Below are 16,656 nucleotides of genomic sequence, written 5' to 3'. Positions count from 1 at the left end.
AGGGTGATGTGGCAATGCGCGCGGCTCGTGGTCTCTCTTTCCTTCTCCTTATCTTTTTCGCCCTGGGCGGCGCGGCACTTGCGGCCGAAGCCCGGCGAATCGTGACGACCGACAATTCGGACTATTTCGGTTTCGACCTCAGGTCCGACCAGAATGTCAGCCTCGACCAATGCAAGACCACATGCCTCGGCGATCCTGCCTGCCGCGCCTTCACCTACAACACGAAGGCCAAATGGTGCTTTCTCAAATCCGACTTTAATCAGCTCAAACCCTTCACCGGCGCCGTCGCCGGCAAGATCGCCAATGTTGATGGCGACCCCGATATCGGCGCACCGCCGGCGCTTGCCTTCTTCCCCAACTGGATGGCCGACCAGGCCCAGCAGTTCCGCAACAAGCTCACCGATCCGGCCTACGACAAGCCGACCGAAGGGCTGGCGGCGCTTCAGGCCGCGGCCGAGCAGGCGGCGCTGACCGGCGACCATCGTCTCGCCATGCAGAAATACCAGGACGCCCTTTCCGTGCTGCCGGACGACGGCGCGCTCTGGCTGGCGCTGGCGCGCGAGACGCTCGGCGTGCAGCCGGCTTCCAACACCTCCGAGCCCTCGATCTTGCCGGCAAACGTCACCTCGGCCGCCTTCAACGCCTACAAGCTGGTGCGCACGGCAAAGACCCGCGCCGAAGCGCTGGCGCTGCTTGCCGCCGGCCTCGACAAGCGCGACCTCTTCCGGCCGGCCATTCAAGCCTATGAGGCGAGCCTCGCGCTGGTGAGCTCGCCCGCCGTGCAGGCCGACTACGCCGACCTCAAGGCGCGCAAGGGTTTCCGCGTCATCGATCACTCGGTCGACGCCGATTCGACTTCCCCGCGCATCTGCGCCCAGTTTTCCGAGGAGTTGGTCAAGACCGGCGTCGACTATTCGCAGTTCGTCACCGTCGACAACGCCGCCCCCAAGGCCGTCGAGGCCAAGGACAAGCAGATCTGCGTCGAGGGGCTGGAACACGGCCAACACTACGACGTGACCTTCCGCGCCGGCCTGCCGGCCGCGATCGGCGAGACGATCGCCGCCCCGGTCGTGCTGTCGATCTATATCCAGGACCGCGCCCCGTCGGCCCGCTTCACCGGCGACAGCTTTGTTCTGCCGGCCGGCGCCCGCCGCGGTATTCCCGTCGTCACCGTCAACATGAACGCCGCCAAGATGAAGCTCTACCGCATCGGCGACCGCTCGCTGGCGCAGCTTCTGTCCGGCTACCAGTTCCTGAAGCAGCTCGACGGCTACGACATTTCCACCATCTCCGACCAGATGGGCGCCCCTGTTTGGGAAGGCACGCTCGACATCGCCAACGACCTCAACAAGGAGGTCTCCACCTCGTTTCCGGTGGACGAGGCGATCCCGCAGCGCAAGCCGGGCGTCTATGTGCTGACCGCCCAGGCGGTCGACGACAAGAGCGACGACTATGGTTCGCTCGCCACCCAGTGGTTCGTCGTCTCCGACATCGGCCTCTCCACCTATGCCGGCCAGGACGGCCTCAATGTCTTTGCCCGTTCGCTCGGCTCCGCCAAGCCGATCGCCGGCGCCGAACTGACGCTGCTCGCCAAGAACAATGAAATCCTCGGCACCGCGACCTCCGACGCCGAAGGCCACGCCGTCTTCAACCCCGGCCTGACGCGCGGCGAAGGCGGCATGGTGCCAGCCGTGCTGATGGCCAAGCAGGGCGACAACGACTTCGTCTTCCTCGACATGGGCCGCGCCGGCTTCGATCTGTCGGATCGCGGCGTTGCCGGGCGTGCCGCGCCCGGCGCGCTCGACGTCTATGCCTGGACCGAGCGCGGCATCTACCGCGCCGGCGAGGACGTGCATGTGGCCGCCCTTGCTCGCGACGGCGCGGCCAAGGCGGTCGACAACCTGCCGCTGACCTTCATCTTCACCCGTCCCGACGGCGTCGAGAACCGCCGCATCGTCAGCGACGGCGCGTCGGCCGGCGGCCATGCCGTCGACCTGGCGCTCGAGGCCAACGCCATGCGCGGCACCTGGACGGTGTCGATCTACACCGACCCCAAGCAGGCGCCGGTGGCGAGCCAGATGTTCCTGGTCGAGGACTTCGTCCCGGATCGCATCGAATTCGACCTGACCGCCGACAGGAAGGAGATCGCCCAGGGCGAAACCGCCAATGTCAGCGTCGACGGCCGTTTCCTCTATGGCGCGCCGGCCGCCGGCCTCGCGCTCGAAGGCGAGATGACGCTGTCGACCACGAGCAGCTGGGACCGGTTCAAGGACTTCACCTTCGGTCTTGCCGACGAGCAGTCGGCCGAGCCCTCGGTGACGCCTTTGGCCAACCTTCCCGTCGTCGGCGATGACGGCAAGGCGACCTTCCCGGTCTCGATCGACCAGCTGCCTTCGACCACCAAGCTGGTCAACGCCAAGGTCACTGTCCGCATGCGCGAAGCCGGCGGCCGCGCCGTCGAGCGCTCGCTCGATATCGCCGCGCATCCGGAAAAGGAAATGATCGGCATCCGCCCGGATTTCGAAGGCGGCGAGGTGCCGCAAGGCGGGATGGCGAAGTTCAGCATCATCGCCGTCGACCCGAACGGCAAGCGCGAAGAACTGAAAGGCGCCCAGTGGTCGCTGGTCAAGGTCGAGCGCAATTACCAATGGTACCGCTCCAACAATTCCTGGAACTATGAAGCGGTCAATCTCACCAAGGCGGTTGCCAACGGCCAGATCGACCTCAACGCCGACGGCGACGCGACCGTGTCGCTTCCCGTCGACTGGGGCCGTTACCGGCTCGAAGTCGAGACGGCCGACCCGGACGGGCCGGCGACCAGCTATGAGTTCGACGCCGGCTGGTATGTCGCTTCGACCACCACCGAAACGCCGGACGGCCTGGAGGTCGCCCTCGACAAGGATACTTATGCCGCCGGCGAAGTCGCCAAGCTGAAGGTCTCACCGCATTTTGCCGGCGAACTGCTCGTGACCATCGGCGCCGTGAAGCTGCTTAAGACCGTTACCGCCTCGGTGCCGGCCGGCGGCGGCACGGTCGACATCCCGGTCGGCGACGACTGGGGCGCCGGCGCCTATGTCACGGCGACCTTGTTCCGGCCAGGCGATGCCGAGCAATCGCGCATGCCGGCCCGCGCCATCGGCGTCAAATGGCTGACCGTCGATCCGGGCTCGAAGAAGCTTGCCGTCACGCTGACGCCGCCCGAAAAGACCGCGCCGCGCCAGCAGCTGTCGATCCCGGTCGCCGTCAGCGGCGCGCAGGCCGGCAGCAATGCCTATGTGATGGTCGCGGCCGTCGATGTCGGCATCCTCAACCTTACCAACTACAAGGCGCCCGACCCGGAGGACTGGTTCTTCGGCCAGCGCATGCTGGGCCTCGAGATCCGCGACCTCTACGGCCGCCTGATCGACGGCTCGCTCGGCACCACCGGCAAGCTCAGGACCGGCGGCGACGGCGCCAACATGCAGTCGCAAGGCAGCCCGCCGACCGAAAAGCTGGTGGCCTTCTTCTCAGGCCCGGTTGAGCTCGACGCCAACGGCAAGGCACGGATCGATTTCGACATCCCGCAGTTCAACGGCACCGTGCGCGTCATGGCCGTCGCCTGGACCAAGGAGGCCGTCGGCCATGCTCAAACCGACGTCATCGTGCGCGATCCGGTGGTGATCACCGCCGGCCTGCCGCGCTTCCTGGCGCCCGGCGATACAGCGACCATGCGCCTCGACATTGCCGACACCGACGGCCCCGCCGGCGACTACAAGCTCTCGGTGACCACGACCGGCGACCTCTCGACCGGCGACAAGCCCCTGCCCGAGAAGCTGACGCTCAGCCAAGGCAAGCGGCAGACGCTCTCCTTCCCGCTGATCGCGCGGACGGCGGGCGATGCCTCGATCACCGTCAAGCTCGCGCATGACAGTGGAACGGAAGTCGAGCAGACGCTCTACCTGCCGGTGCGCCCGGCTCAGCTTCCGGTCACCAATCGCATGGTGGTGAACCTGAAACCCAATGGCGGCGCGCTTCGCGTCGACAAGGAGCTGCTCGCGGCAAGCGTGCTCGACGGCGCCTCGGTCAGCGTCGGCGTCTCGCAGGCGGCGGCCTTCGACGTGCCTTCGCTTTTGATGAGCCTCGACCATTACCCCTATGGCTGCGCCGAGCAGACCACCAGCCGCGCCATGCCGCTGCTCTATGTCAACGACATGGCTACCAGCATCGGCATGGAAAGCGACCCCGAACTGCACGGCCGCATCCAGGACGCCGTCTACAAGGTGCTGAGCTATCAGGCCTCCGGCGGCAGCTTCGGCCTCTGGGGGCCCGGCTCCGGCGATCTCTGGCTCGACGCCTATGTCACGGAGTTCCTGACCCGGGCGCGCGAGCAGAAATACGATGTGCCGGCGCAGGCGATGAACCAGGCGCTGAACAACCTGCAGAACTCGCTGGGCTACGACCAGGACGTCCAGGATCGCGGCAGCGAGATCGCTTACGCGCTCTATGTGCTCGCCCGCAACAAGAAGGCCTCAATCGGCGATCTGCGCTATTACACCGATACGCAGCTTGAAGCCTTCTCCAGCCCGATGGCGGTCGCGCAGCTCGCGGCAAGCCTCGCGCTCTACGGCGACACGCAGCGTTCGGAATCGACCTTCCAGACGGCGCTGCGGCTGGCGCAAGGCAGCACCGAGTACGACTACTACCGCTCCGACTACGGTTCGCCGCTGCGCGACGGTGCCGCGATGCTGGCGCTGGCCGCGGAATCGAAGCCGGTGCCGAGTATCGTGCCGCAGCTGGTCAGGCTGGTGGCCAGGGAACGTGCCGACGCCGGCTGGATGAGCACGCAGGACGAATCCTGGATGCTGCTGGCGGCTCGGGCGCTGAAGGAAGGCAATGATTCCATCACGCTTTCCGTCAACGGCGCGCCGCATGCCGGCGGCTATTCGGACCGTGTCTCCGGCAGCGACCTCGAGGACAGCCCGCTCACCATCGCCAACACCGGAAAGACGCCGCTGCAGGCGGTGGTCACCGCGGTGGCGGCGCCGGTCGAACCGCTGCCGGCAGGCGGCGACGGCTTCACCATCGATCGCACCTACTACAGGCTCGACGGCACCGAAGCCAACGTCACCGAGGCCAGGCAGAACGAACGCTATGTGGTCGTGCTCAAGATCTATGAGCAGAACAAATGGCCCTCGCGCGTCCTGGTCACTGACCTGCTGCCGGCCGGCTTCGAGATCGACAATCCGAGCCTGGTGTCCAGCGCGCAATTGTCGAACTTCTCCTGGCTGGCGCAGACTGACGCCGCGCATCTGGAGTTCCGCGACGATCGCTTCGTCGCCGCCTTCAATCCGAACGAGGGCGACGGCGACCGCAACATCACGCTGGCCTATGTCGTGCGCGCCGTGACGCCGGGCACCTATGCCCATCCGGCAGCGTCGGTGGAGGACATGTACCGGCCACAATATTCGGCCCGCACCGCCTCCGGCATGATGGAGGTCAAGGCGGAATAGCGATGAAGACGTCGCCAGAAATCCTCTTCTCCCCGTCACTCTACGGGGAGAAGGCGCTGGCAGGCGGATGAGGGGCAGCACCATGCTCTCCAAAAAAATCCTCAAGCGAACGGCCGTTGCAGGCGCATGCCTCGCCGGCTTCGCAGCCTTTTCCTCGGCCGCCCTCTGGGAACTCGACCGCGCCTTTCCGCCACCACTGCCGGCAACGCTGACGGTGTCGACCGAGGTGCAGGACCGCGACGGCCAGCTGTTGCGCGCCTTCGCCACGCCGGACGGCTACTGGCGGCTCGGGACCCGGCTCGACCAGGTCGACAGAGAGTTCGTCGACATGCTGGTCGCCTATGAAGACAAGCGCTTCTGGGACCACCGTGGCGTCGACCTGCTGGCGCTCTGCCGCGCCGCCGGCCAGTTCGCCACCAGTGGTCACATCGTGTCAGGCGGCTCGACACTGTCGATGCAGCTTGCCCGGCTGATCGAGCCGCGCGACAGCCGCAGCCTGGGCTCCAAGCTCAAGCAGATCCTGCGCGCGGTCCAGATCGAGCGGCGGCTCTCAAAGCAGGAGATCCTCGAGCGCTACCTGACGCTGGCGCCCTATGGCGGCAATCTCGAAGGCGTGCGCGCCGCTTCGCTCGCCTATTTCGGCAAGGAACCGAAGCGGCTGACCGTGTCGGAATCGGCCCTGCTCGTGGCGCTGCCGCAACTGCCGGAAAAACGTCGGCCCGACAGCAACCTCGACATCGCCCATGCCGCGCGCGACCGTGTGCTGACCCGCATGGTTTCGGCCGGCCTGCTCGGCGAAAGAGAGGCCGCGCGCGCCGCGCTCGACGATGTCTCCGGCCTGCGCCGCAAGCTGCCGGCGCTGGCCGCGCACGCTTCCTATGCCATGCTGCCCAAGGCGGAGCCCGGCAAGCCACTGCAGCTCACCATCCGCAGAAGCGTCCAGCAGGGCCTCGAGCAGGTGGCAAGGGAGGCCGCCAGGAATCTCGGCCCCAAGCTTTCCATCGCCATGGTGATGGCCGATGCCCGCACCGGCGATATACTGGGCGAGGTCGGATCGGCTGATTTCTTCGACGCCAGCCGCTCCGGCTGGATCGACATGACCAAGGTCGTCCGCTCGCCTGGCTCGACGCTGAAGCCGTTCATCTATGGACTTGCCTTCGAGCAGGGCCTGGTGGCGCAGGAGACGATCATCGAGGACAGTCCCGCCGATTTCGGCGGCTACCGTCCGAAGAATTTCGACATGGGCTACCAGGGCGACGTCAGCATCAGGCAGGCGCTGCAGCTGTCGCTCAACGTGCCGGCGATCCGGGTGCTGGACGCCGTCGGACCGGCGCGGCTCACGGCGCGCTTCCGCCAGGCGGGCGTCAATCTGGTCCTGCCGCTCAACGAGGCGCCGGGCCTGGCGATCGGCCTCGGCGGCGCCGGCTTGACGCTGCGCGATCTCGTGCAGCTCTATACGGGGCTCGCCAATGGCGGCAAGATGCACACGCTGCATGACGGCACCGAGCCAGCCAATGCCGAGCGCACCACCGCCACCATGCTCGACGACCAGGCCGCCTGGCAGATCGACGACATCCTGTCCGGTGTGAAGCCGCCGGAAGGCGCCATGCAGCGCGGCATCGCCTACAAGACCGGCACCTCCTATGGCTATCGCGACGCCTGGTCGGTCGGCTTCGACGGCCGATACGTGCTTGGCGTCTGGGTCGGCCGTGCCGACGCCAGCCCGATCCCCGGCCTCTCCGGCTACGTCTCGGCCGCGCCGATCCTGTTCGAAGGCTTTGTGCGCTCGGGTTTGGCCGGCGTGCCTCTGCCCAGCCGGCCGCCGGGCGTCTTCAACCCCAAGCGCGAGGAATTGCCGGTGACCCTCGCCCGCTTTGGCGCCGGTTCGGACGGGCTGGTACAGGCAACGCCGACCGAGCCGGCGCCGACCATCGTCTTCCCGCCGGACGGCGCCCGCGTCGATCTCGGCACCAATTCGGCTGCCGCCACGCCGCTGGTGTTGAAGCTGCAGGGCGGCCGCGCGCCGTTCCGCTGGCTCGCCAACGGCAAGCCGCTCGCCGGCGTCGACCGCCGACGCACCGCGACCTGGCAGCCCGATGGCACCGGCTATTCGACGCTGACGGTGATCGATGCCGCCGGACGCGCGGCCAGCGTGAAGGTTTTCGTTGAGTAAGATCCGGCAAGCGATTCAGGGGATTGGGCTTCGTGGCTTAGTTGGAAGCACCCTTCCCTGTATGTTGGGCGCGAGGCACCCCCCTCTGGCCTGCCGACCATCTCCCCCGCAAGGGGGGAGATTATTCGCTTCGCTGCCTTCGCCAATCTTCAACGTTAGAAAGATAGAGCCTGCGCCGAAGCCGCCGATCTCCCCCCTTGCGGGGGAGATGCCCGGCAGGGCAGAGGGGGGTGCCTCGCGCCATTCCTTGCTGACTACAATCTTCGCAACGCTGACTCTTCTGACCACAATCTCCTTCCCTGCCGCCGCCGATCCCCTGCCCGCCGGCTTCGTCCGGCTGGACGATGTCGACCCGACCATTCGCCAGGACATCCGCTATGCCGGATCCGAAAACTTCCTTCGCCGCAAGGTTGACGGCTACGAAGCGCCGGTCTGCATTTTGACCGAGCAGGCGGCGAAGGCACTCTCCAGCGTCCAGAAAGCAATGACGGCCAGAGGCCTCACGCTGATAGTCTTCGACCGCTATCGCCCGGCGCGCGCCGTCGCCGACATGGGCGAATGGACAAGAGAGGGTGGCCCGCCCGACCCGCAATGGTATCCGAATGTCGAGCGCGGCGACCTCATCGCCAAAGGTTATGTCGGCGAGCTATCCAGCCATTCCCGCGGTTCGACGGTCGATCTCGCCATCGCCGAGCCCGGCAAGAAAAGCACCGTTCGTCCTGCCTGTGGCGCACCGGACACCGGCACGCTCGACTTCGGCACCGGGTTCGACTGTTTCGATCCGGCGAGCGAGACGGCCCACCAACCTCTCGCCGCCGAGGCGGCGGCGAACCGCAAGACTCTTCTTTCCGTCATGCGCACCGCCGGCTTCCGCAATTACGCGCGCGAATGGTGGCATTTCATGCTTGCCGAAGAGCCCTTTACGAAACAGCGCTTCGATTTTCCGGTGACCGCCGACTAGTCCCAGGACTTGCTCTCACCGCGACTGGTTCTAGTTAGGCCGCGGACGGGAAGCCGCGCTGCCGCCAAGTGAGGAAGATATTTCCTCGATTGCCCGAAGCTCGGCGAAAAATTGCTGCAAGGAGGTGAAAAAGGCAACATTCAATGCATCTAATTTCTATAAATTCGCTAGAGTTCGGCCGTCATCAATGGAGGCGGAAATGACCAACCCTCATTTCAGGAAACTGCTCGGCGCGCTGGTCGCCACATCTGTCCAGTTCGGCACGCTCGGTTTCGCGTTTGCCGATACGACCATTCTGAACGTGTCCTACGACCCGACACGTGAGCTCTACAAGGCCTATGACGAGGCCTTCGCCGCGCACTGGAAGGCCGAGACCGGCGAAACCGTCACCATCCAGCAGTCGCATGGCGGATCGGGCGCGCAGGCCCGGGCGGTGATCGACGGCCTCGACGCCGATGTCGTGACGCTGGCGCTGGAAGGCGACATCAACGCCATCGCCACGAAGACCAAGAAGATCAACCCGGACTGGCGCACGAAGTTCGAGAACAACTCAGCCCCCTACACCTCGACCATCATCTTCCTGGTGCGCAAGGGCAATCCCAAGGGCATTCACGACTGGAGCGATCTGGTCAAGGACGGCGTGCAGGTGATCACGCCGAACCCGAAGACTTCCGGCGGCGCGCGCTGGAACTATCTTGCCGCCTGGGCCTATGCCAACGCCAATGACGGCAACGACGAAGCCAAGACCAAGGAATTCGTCGGCAAGCTCTATCAGCATGTCCCGGTGCTCGATACCGGCGCCCGCGGCTCGACGGTGACCTTCGCGCAGAAGGGGCTCGGCGATGTGCTGATCGCCTGGGAGAACGAAGCCTATCTCGCGCTCGACGAATTCGGCGCCGACAATTTCGACATCGTCTATCCGCCGACCTCCATCCTGGCCGAGCCGCCGGTCGCGGTCGTCGACGCCAATGTCGACGCCAAGGGCACCCGCAAGGTCGCCGAAGCTTATCTGGGCTGGCTCTATTCGAAGGAAGCCCAGACAATCATCGCCAAGAACCACTATCGTCCGGCCAAGCCCGACCTGGTGCCTGCCGAGGATCTCGCCAAGCTGCCTGCAATCAAGCTCGTCACCATCGACGATCCGCAATTCGGCGGTTGGAAGAAGGCGCAGCCTTATCATTTCGGCGATGGAGGTATATTCGACCAGATTTACAAGCCCGCCCAATGAGGCATGGCGGCCATGGGCCGGATGAAACCTGATTGGGTCTATTGTACGACCGCCCAAGTCGATGTAGCGGGGCGGACTGGTCCGAATAAGAAGGGACGATCCAGAACAGCATGACCTTAGCACCCGCCAAGGCGGGGTGGCGGTTCAGACAGCCGAGCGTCATTCCGGGTTTCGGATTGACGCTCGGCTTCTCGCTTGCCTACCTCACGCTCATCATCCTCATCCCGCTTTCGGGGCTGATCTGGCGTTCGGCCGCGCTCGGCTGGACCGATTTTTGGGCGATCGCCGTCGACCGGCGCACCCTCAACGCGCTCAGGATCAGCTTCGGCACCGCCTTCCTGGCCGCTGCCGTCAACGCCGTCTTCGGCACCATCGTCGCCTGGGTGCTGGTCCGCTACCGTTTCCCCGGCCGCCGCATCGCCGACGCGATGGTCGACCTGCCCTTCGCCTTGCCTACCGCGGTCGCCGGTATCGCGCTCACCACGCTCTATGCGCCGAATGGCTGGATCGGCCATTTGCTGATGCCGCTCGGCATCAAGGTCGCCTACACGCCGCTCGGCATTGTCGTCGCCTTGGTGTTCATCGGCCTGCCCTTCGTCGTGCGCACCGTCCAGCCGATCATGGAGGAGATCGACAGGGAAGTGGAAGAAGCAGCGGCCTCGCTCGGTGCCAGCCGTTTCCAGATCATTACCCGCGTCCTGTTTCCGGGGCTGGCGCCAGCCATCATCACCGGCTTCTCGCTCGCGTTCGCGCGCGGTGTCGGCGAATACGGCTCGGTCATCTTCATTGCCGGCAATCTACCCTTCAAATCGGAGATCGCGCCGCTTCTGATCGTGATCAGGCTGGAGGAGTACAACTACGCCGCGGCGACCGCAATCGCGGCGATCATGCTGGCGCTGTCCTTCGCGATGCTTCTGGTCGTCAATCTCGTCCAGACATGGAGCCGCAAGCGCTATGGCTGACTCCGAGGTCAAATCCCACGAACCGCATCGCGCGAGCCAGTCGGCGGCGGTGACCGAAAGCCGGCCCGTGAGGGCTGTGCTGATGGCAATTGCCTTCGCCTTTCTCGCCGTCTTCCTGCTTCTGCCGCTGATCGTTGTCTTCCACGAGGCGCTTGCCAAAGGCTTCGGCGCCTACACGGAAGCGCTTTTCAGCCCCGATACCCGCTCGGCGATCCGCCTGACACTGCTGGTGGCGGCGATCTCGGTGCCGCTCAACGTCATTTTCGGCATCTCGGCCGCCTGGGCGATCGCCAAGTTCGAGTTCAAGGGCAAGGCGTTTCTGACCACCCTCATCGACCTGCCGTTCTCGGTGTCGCCCGTCATTTCCGGCCTGGTCTATGTGCTCCTCTTCGGCGCGCAGGGCCTGCTCGGCGAATGGCTGAAGGCCCATGGCATCGTCATTCTGTTCGCCGTGCCGGGAATTGTGCTCGCCACCATCTTCGTCACCTTCCCCTTCGTCGCCCGCGAGCTGATCCCGCTGATGCAGGAACAGGGCAGTGGCGACGAGGAGGCAGCCCTTTCGCTCGGCGCCAATGGCTGGCAGACCTTCTGGTATGTAACGCTGCCCAACGTCAAATGGGGGCTGCTCTACGGCGTGCTCCTATGCAACGCGCGCGCCATGGGCGAGTTCGGTGCGGTGTCGGTGGTTTCGGGCCACATACGCGGCCTCACCAACACCATGCCGCTGCATGTCGAGATCCTGTACAATGAGTACAACGCCGTCGGCGCCTTCGCGGTCGCTTCGCTGCTTGCCGGCCTGGCGCTGGTGACGTTGGTCTTGAAAACACTGCTCGAGATGCGCTACGGCGCCGAGATCGCCGCGACGCGCGGACACTAGATGCATGTCGCCCAAAAAAGTGTGTAGCGGTTTTGGGCGACATACATCTACTAACTGAGGGATCTGTATGGAAGTTCGCGTTGTCAACGTGCGTAAGGAGTTTGAGCGGTTTCCGGCCCTCCACGACGTATCGCTCGACATCAAGTCCGGCGAACTGATTGCGTTGCTCGGGCCGTCCGGCTCCGGTAAGACCACCTTGCTCCGGCTGATCGCCGGGCTGGAACGGCCGACCAAGGGCGCAATCTTCTTCGGCGACGAGGACGCTTCGCAGAAGTCGATCCAGGAGCGCAATGTCGGCTTCGTCTTCCAACATTACGCGCTGTTCCGCCACATGACGGTCGCCGACAATATCGGCTTCGGCCTCAAGGTCCGGCACGGAGCATCCCGCCCTTCGGCGCAGGAGATCCGCCGCCGCGCTTCGGAACTTCTCGACCTCGTCCAGCTGTCGGGGCTGGAAAAGCGCTATCCGGCGCAACTTTCCGGCGGCCAGCGCCAGCGCGTGGCGCTGGCCCGCGCCATGGCGATCGAGCCCAAGGTGCTCCTGCTCGACGAGCCGTTCGGCGCGCTCGACGCACAGGTGCGCCGCGAGCTTCGCCGCTGGCTGCGCGAGATCCATGACGCCACCGGCCACACCACGGTCTTCGTCACCCACGACCAGGAAGAGGCTCTGGAGCTTGCCGACCGCGTCGTCGTCATGAGCCAGGGCCGCATCGAGCAGGTCGGCTCGGCCGACGAGATCTACGACATCCCAAACTCGCCCTTCGTCTATAGCTTCGTCGGCGAATCGAGCACGCTACCGGTCAAGGTCGAGGGCGGTGAACTGTGGATCGCCGATCGGCCGATCGGGCTATCGGCACCGCAGGGAGCGCCTTCGGGCGAAGCGTTGCTCTACTTCCGTCCGCACGATGTCGAGCTGCTCGACGGCTGCAGCGGCTGCATCGCCGGCACGGTCGCCGCCAGCCGCCGCGTCGCCGGCACGAGGCGGGTGGAGCTCGAGGTCGGCGGCGAGCGTCAGCGCGTCGAGATCGAGCTGCCGGTCGACCATCCGGCGGCACAGAAGAGCCGGGTGGCTTTCAGGCCGAGGCGCTGGAAGCTTTTCCCGGCTACCTGACGCACATTTCTGCTGTGGCTTCCTGCGGCGACAGGCGTGGCGCAGAGACGATCCGGTCTGGAAGAAAATCCTGCCGAACAGCTGTTTGGGCGGCGCGTTTTCCTGGTGCCTGTCATTCACTCGGAGCAAATGCCTCGTCGAGCCAGGCTTTCCTTTTTATGGTCGCATCATAGTTTCTGACTATTCCGAAGGAGACCCGTTTCCATGAAGCGCCTACTGCTTGGCATCGCCACGTGCGCCGGCCTCGTCCTCGCCTCCCCCCAAGCCTGGTCGGCTGACAGGCTCTTGAACGCCTCCTACGACGTTGGCCGCGAATTGTTCGCCGACATCAACAAAGCCTTCATCGCCGAGCACCCCGGTGTGACCATCGACCAGTCCCACGCCGGCGCCTCCGCGCAGGCGCGCGCCGTCGCCGATGGTTTGGGTGCGGACGTCGTCACCTTCAACCAGGTCACCGATGTCGATTTCCTGGTCAAGAAGGGCCTCGTCTCCGCCGATTGGCAGAAGGGTTTCCCGCACAATGCCTCGCCCTTCTATTCGCTGCCGTCCTTCCTGGTGCGCGCCGGCAATCCCAAGCACATCAGGGACTGGAACGATCTGGTGCGCGACGACGTCCAGGTGATCTTCCCGAACCCCAGGACATCGGGCAACGCGCGCTACACCTACCTGGCGGCGACCGCCTATGCGAAGGAAGCCTTCAAGGGCGACGACGCCAAGGTGAAGGAGTTCATCACCAAACTGTTCAACAACGTGCCGATTTTCGACACCGGTGGCCGCGCCGCCACCACCACCTTCGTGCAACACGAGATCGGCGACGTGCTGATCACCTTCGAATCCGAAACGCGCGGCATCCGCAAGGAATATGGCGACGACAAGTTCGAGCAGGTCACGCCCTCGGTCAGCCTGCTGGCCGAATTCCCGGTGGCGATCGTCGACAAGGTCGCCGACGAGCACGGCAGCCGCGATCTCGCCAAGACCTATCTCGACTTCCTCTATTCGCCCGAGGGCCAGGACATTGCCGCCCGCAATGGCCTTCGGGCGCGCGACGCGGCGGTCGCCGCCAAGTACAAGGCCGACTTCCCGGACGTCCGCCTGGTGACGGTGGAGGACGTCTTCGGAGGCTGGGACAAGGTGCAGAAAGAGCATTTCGCGGCAGGCGGTTTGCTCGACCAGGCTTACGGCAGCCGCTGACCCTCGATCGAAAAGAACTGGAAAGCCGGCTTTGCCGGCTTTCTTCATATCTGGAACCGGCATCGCCTCCCCGGCGAAACCATCGCGGCCATTGTGAAAAACGTTACGAAGAATCAACGCGTTTGTGCCTAAACCTGTGTTGACGAATTGTTGTGCCAAATCGCGATGCTCGGCCAAACTGTCATGATTTGCACACAAACAACCGCCAGATGCAGGGCGATTGGGGTTTGATGAACTGAATCGGGCATGCTGACCAAAAAAGGCAAATACGGCCTCAAGGCCCTCGTGCATCTTTCCAGCCTGCCGGCTGGCCAGCTTGCATTCGTCAACGACATAGCGGTCGCCAACAACATCCCGAAGAAATTCCTGGATGCGATCCTCGGCGAATTGCGCAACGCCGGCTTTGTCCAGAGCCGCAAGGGCAAGGATGGCGGCTATCGCCTTGCCAGGCCCGCATCCGAGATCAAGATCGGCCATGTCGTGCGCGTGCTCGACGGACCGCTGGCGCCGATCCCTTGCGCCAGCCGCACGCAATACCAGCGCTGCGAGGACTGCGACGAGGCAACCTGCCAGGTCCGCCACATGATGCTGGAAGTGCGCCAGGCGATCGCCGAGGTGCTCGACAATCGCAGCCTGGCCGCCATGCGCGACGCCGACAACGACGATTTCCCGGCCGAGCTGACCTCGCAGATCTGATACATGTCGCCCACAGGCGCGCAGCGGTTTTGGGCGAACGACATGCATCAAACAAAATTTGAAGCGCATCGGCTGATTCCGTTTCGACGCGTCTCGCTCTAACCGCCCCGCCACGGCGCCATACCGTAGTTGTCTATCCGCGACAGACGCAGTAAAGCGGCTGACGGACGCAAACAGGTCTTGGGGGTATCTGACGCATGTGGCGGCCTTGGCTTGGCAAGTCCCGCAGGGCCAACCGGCAACCGTCATCCGCCAACATCTATCATACCGAGATCATCGCCGACGTGGCAGTGCCGGAGCGCGGCGAGACCGTCCGCTTCTTCAGCCGCAAGCTCGTCCGCCCCGGCAAATTGCGCAGCGTCTCCAACAAGGACCTGCGCGAAAGCCTGCTTTCCTTGTTCTATCTCGGCGTGGCGGCGGTCCTGCCGGTCGCCTGGTGGGGCCTGGTCTGCGATTGGGTTTCGACGCTTCGGCGCAAGCGCCATTTTCGCAAGGAATTCGCGCGCTATGACGTCGCGATCAAAGCAGTGCTTGGCGATGACGTCGACACGCGAAGCCTTTTCAAGGGCCATCTCGCCGCCGCGCACCGCCGTCGCCTGATGCTTGCCGCTCATCTGGTGCCTGGCAGGCGCTGGTCGCCCACGATCCGGCTGGAAGGGCTCGACGGCTTGCGCGAGGCCTTGCAGCGCGGCCGCGGCGCCATCGTCTGGTGCGATCAGTTCATCGCCCAGACCATCATCGGCAAGCGCGCCCTCTTCGAAGCCGGCATCGAGGCGCATCAGGTTAGCGTCAACTTCCACGGCTTCTCGGAAAGCAAATTCGGCCTGCATGTGATCAACAGGCCGCTGGTCGAGGTCGAAAACCGCTTCCTGAAAAGCCGCATCGTCTTCGAGCGCGCCGACGCCTACCAGGTCACGGCGCGCATCCAGAAGACGCTGAAGGAGAACGGCGTCGTGCTGATGACCAACACCATCCATGCCGGTTCCACCTTCATCGAGATCGCCATGGGCGATCATGGCTGGACCCACCTCGCCTCGGCGCCGGCGAATTTCGCGGCGCGCGCAGGTGCCGCGCTGTTTGCCATGTCGACCTTGGAGACCGTGCCCTTCCGCGAATATCGGGCGATCGTCAGCCCGGAACTGAAGCCCAACGCTGCCCAGCCGGCATCCCTGCCGGCAAAGGACGTGGCGGCAAAGAACCTCGTCCTGCAGGCGGGCTACATCCTGCTCAAGCGCGACCGTCTGCTGGAAGCGGTGAAATCATATCCGGACCAGATGATGGCCTGGTCCGGCGCCAATCGGCTGACCGGGCAGCAGGATCAACCCGCGATCGGTGGCGACGCCGCATAGAGCGTTTCACCGTTTCATGGAAACGGCGAACCGCTCTATCTCTTTGTTTTTACCCAATTCCGGACGGAGGGCTACGGGGAAGTCGCCGAGCCTAACCGTTACACACTTTTCCTGGAATTGCTCTAACCAAGTAAGTCCTTTACGATCCCGGCGACGCTCCGCGCCGCATCCACCGTTACCGCCGGCTCGTCCGGGCCCGGCTCTTCCAGGGTGGCGAACTGGCTGTCGACAAGGCTTGCCGGCATGAAATGGCTCTTGCGGCCCACGACCCGTCGCCACGCGGTCTCGCGATCGATCTTCAGATAGAGGAAAACGATGCCGGGGCAGAAGCCGAGCAACCGGTCGCGGTAGCTGCGCTTCAGCGCCGAGCAGGCCGCCACTGCCTTGTGTCCGTTGGCGACGGCGCTGGCGATGCGCTCGCCGATGGCGTCGAGCCAGCCCTCGCGCAACGCGTCCGTCAGCGGTTCGCCGCGCGCCATGCGCGCCACGTTTTCCGGCGGATGCAGCCGGTCGCCCTCGATAAAGACCGCGCCCAGCGCCTCGGCCAGCGCTTCGCCGACGACCGTCTTGCCGCAGCCGGCAACCCCCATCACGACGATGGCCGGCGCTGACCGGATGT

Annotated in this window: 11 protein-coding genes; 10 read left to right on the top strand and 1 reads right to left on the bottom strand. The window is 64.9% G+C overall.

From position 1 onward, the window contains the following. Nucleotides 1-8: 8 nt before the first annotated feature. The 10 genes from RFN30_RS13850 to RFN30_RS13805 all read left to right on the top strand — a co-directional run bounded on the left by RFN30_RS13850 (nucleotide 9) and on the right by RFN30_RS13805 (nucleotide 16,037). Nucleotides 9-5,489, top strand: coding sequence for an alpha-2-macroglobulin family protein (locus tag RFN30_RS13850; protein ID WP_320262646.1), 5,481 nt, complete (start codon nucleotides 9-11; stop codon nucleotides 5,487-5,489). 67 nt (nucleotides 5,490-5,556) lie between these two features. Then, the gene (pbpC, locus tag RFN30_RS13845) at nucleotides 5,557-7,662 is read left to right on the top strand and encodes a penicillin-binding protein 1C (protein WP_430699016.1); all 2,106 of its coding nucleotides are present in this window, start codon (nucleotides 5,557-5,559) and stop codon (nucleotides 7,660-7,662) included. A gap of 247 nt (nucleotides 7,663-7,909) precedes the next feature. Continuing rightward, nucleotides 7,910-8,623 (top strand): M15 family metallopeptidase, encoded by a 714-nt coding sequence (locus tag RFN30_RS13840; RefSeq protein WP_320262644.1) that lies wholly within the window; start codon nucleotides 7,910-7,912, stop codon nucleotides 8,621-8,623. Nucleotides 8,624-8,822: 199 nt separating this feature from the next. Further along, on the top strand, nucleotides 8,823-9,851 hold the full coding sequence (locus RFN30_RS13835; protein WP_320262643.1) for a sulfate ABC transporter substrate-binding protein: 1,029 nt from the start codon (nucleotides 8,823-8,825) through the stop codon (nucleotides 9,849-9,851). 110 nt (nucleotides 9,852-9,961) lie between these two features. Then, nucleotides 9,962-10,813 carry a sulfate ABC transporter permease subunit CysT gene (cysT, locus tag RFN30_RS13830; protein ID WP_320262642.1) on the top strand — a complete coding sequence of 284 codons (852 nt, stop codon included), beginning with the start codon at nucleotides 9,962-9,964 and terminating at the stop codon, nucleotides 10,811-10,813. After that, on the top strand, nucleotides 10,806-11,690 hold the full coding sequence (gene cysW / locus RFN30_RS13825; RefSeq protein ID WP_320262641.1) for a sulfate ABC transporter permease subunit CysW: 885 nt from the start codon (nucleotides 10,806-10,808) through the stop codon (nucleotides 11,688-11,690). The genes cysT and cysW overlap by 8 nt, the downstream gene beginning before the upstream one ends. A 67-nt stretch (nucleotides 11,691-11,757) precedes the next feature. Next, entirely contained in the window at nucleotides 11,758-12,801 is a 1,044-nt protein-coding gene (locus tag RFN30_RS13820) for a sulfate/molybdate ABC transporter ATP-binding protein (RefSeq protein WP_320262640.1), read from the top strand. A gap of 204 nt (nucleotides 12,802-13,005) precedes the next feature. Continuing rightward, on the top strand, nucleotides 13,006-13,992 hold the full coding sequence (locus RFN30_RS13815; protein ID WP_320262639.1) for a sulfate ABC transporter substrate-binding protein: 987 nt from the start codon (nucleotides 13,006-13,008) through the stop codon (nucleotides 13,990-13,992). A 246-nt stretch (nucleotides 13,993-14,238) separates the two neighbouring features. Further along, on the top strand, nucleotides 14,239-14,688 hold the full coding sequence (locus RFN30_RS13810) for an RrF2 family transcriptional regulator (RefSeq protein ID WP_320262638.1): 450 nt from the start codon (nucleotides 14,239-14,241) through the stop codon (nucleotides 14,686-14,688). Nucleotides 14,689-14,885: 197 nt separating this feature from the next. After that, nucleotides 14,886-16,037, top strand: a complete 1,152-nt coding sequence (locus tag RFN30_RS13805) for a hypothetical protein (RefSeq protein WP_320262637.1) — start codon at nucleotides 14,886-14,888, stop codon at nucleotides 16,035-16,037. A gap of 122 nt (nucleotides 16,038-16,159) precedes the next feature. On the opposite strand, the gene RFN30_RS13800 is transcribed toward RFN30_RS13805, so the two are convergent. Further along, the gene (locus tag RFN30_RS13800) at nucleotides 16,160-16,654 is read right to left on the bottom strand and encodes a gluconokinase (RefSeq protein WP_430699044.1); all 495 of its coding nucleotides are present in this window, start codon (nucleotides 16,652-16,654) and stop codon (nucleotides 16,160-16,162) included. Between the last annotated feature and the right edge of the window lie 2 nt (nucleotides 16,655-16,656).

It is taken from the genome of Mesorhizobium dulcispinae (genome assembly GCF_033977345.1).
Classification (GTDB): Bacteria; Pseudomonadota; Alphaproteobacteria; order Rhizobiales; family Rhizobiaceae; genus Mesorhizobium; species Mesorhizobium dulcispinae.
This window is presented reverse-complemented; position numbering and strand designations above follow the sequence as displayed.